We start from the raw sequence: 1,178 nt of genomic DNA on the forward strand, positions 1-1,178 counted from the left end.
TTGCTCTCTCCAAAGTATTAATTTGTTTTTGCTTTTAAATTAAAATTTGACTATATGTTTCCATTTTAATGTAGGATGTCGTGTCGTGATATACGTCAAATTTATTTTTATGAGTTCCGTCTCGGTACAAAAGCAGCTGAAACTGCTCGAAAAATTAATGAAGTTTGGGGCCATGGTACAGTAAATCAGTCAACAGTACGGCGTTGGTATCAAAAGTTCCGCAATGGAGATTTATCCCTTGAAGAAGAGGAACGAATTGGCCGTCCTTCCAAACTTGATAACAAGGAATTAAAGGCTCTAGTGGAAAAGGATACTCGAACCACAATTAGAAAACTTGCCACAAATCTAGATGTCAGTATTGGAACCGTGTGCAGTCATATGAAGCAAATAGGTAAGAAAAAGAAGCTCGAGACGCTCGTGCCACATGAGCTAACGATAAAAAACAAAATGCAGCGCTTTGACATATGCTCAGAACACATTTTCAGGATGAAAAATGAACCATTTCTTCATCGACTTATAACTTGTGATGAAAAATGGTTGCTGTACAACAATAATAAACGTTCAGCACAGTGGTTAGACATCCATGAATCTCCTAAGTCTTTCCCAAAACCGAGTCAACACGAAAAAAAGGTAATGGTTACGGTATGGTGGTGTTCAAAAGGAGTGATTCATTATGATTTCCTGGAAAAGGGAGAAATGATAACAGCAGAGAAATACTGCCAAGAGATTGATGTTATGCAAGAAAAGTTGAAAAAAATGTACCCAGCATTGATCAATAGGAAAGGCCCAATTCTATTGCATGACAACGCCCGTCCACACATAGCAAAGCAAACCATGGATAAACTGAAGAGTCTAAATTATGAAATTATGAAACACCCACCGTACTCACCTGATCTTTCGCCAACTGATTTCCATTTATTCAAACATTTACAAAATTATTTGAATGGAAAAAGATTTGAGAACGAAGGGGTGTTAAAAAAGGAATTTGAGCAGTTCCTTGCCTCTAGGTCTACCGAATTTTATCGCATAGGTATGGAAAATCTACCAATTCGTTGGCAGAAGTGTGTAAACGCTAATGGTTTTTATTTTAATTAATAAACCTTTTATTTCTGTTGACTTATGATGTTTTAAAATTAAGGTTCAAAAACGTGCAAAACTTTCTGAACAACCTAATATAT

At 36.2% G+C, this 1,178-nt stretch carries 1 protein-coding gene; it reads left to right on the top strand.

The window, feature by feature from the left end; all coding sequences use genetic code 11:
* Window positions 1–75: 75 nt before the first annotated feature.
* Window positions 76–1,095 carry an IS630 transposase-related protein gene (locus tag ACAX61_RS19585; protein WP_370716214.1) on the top strand — a complete coding sequence of 340 codons (1,020 nt, stop codon included), beginning with the start codon at window positions 76–78 and terminating at the stop codon, window positions 1,093–1,095.
* The last annotated feature ends 83 nt before the right edge of the window (window positions 1,096–1,178 follow it).

Source organism: Sphingomonas sp. IW22 (assembly GCF_041321155.1).
Classification (GTDB): Bacteria; Pseudomonadota; Alphaproteobacteria; order Sphingomonadales; family Sphingomonadaceae; genus Sphingomonas.

Bases quoted from the DNA above. Each gene is read 5' to 3' on its own strand.
- ACAX61_RS19585 (WP_370716214.1), top strand. From the start codon at position 76: ATGTCGTGTCGTGATATACGTCAAATTTATTTTTATGAGTTCCGTCTC.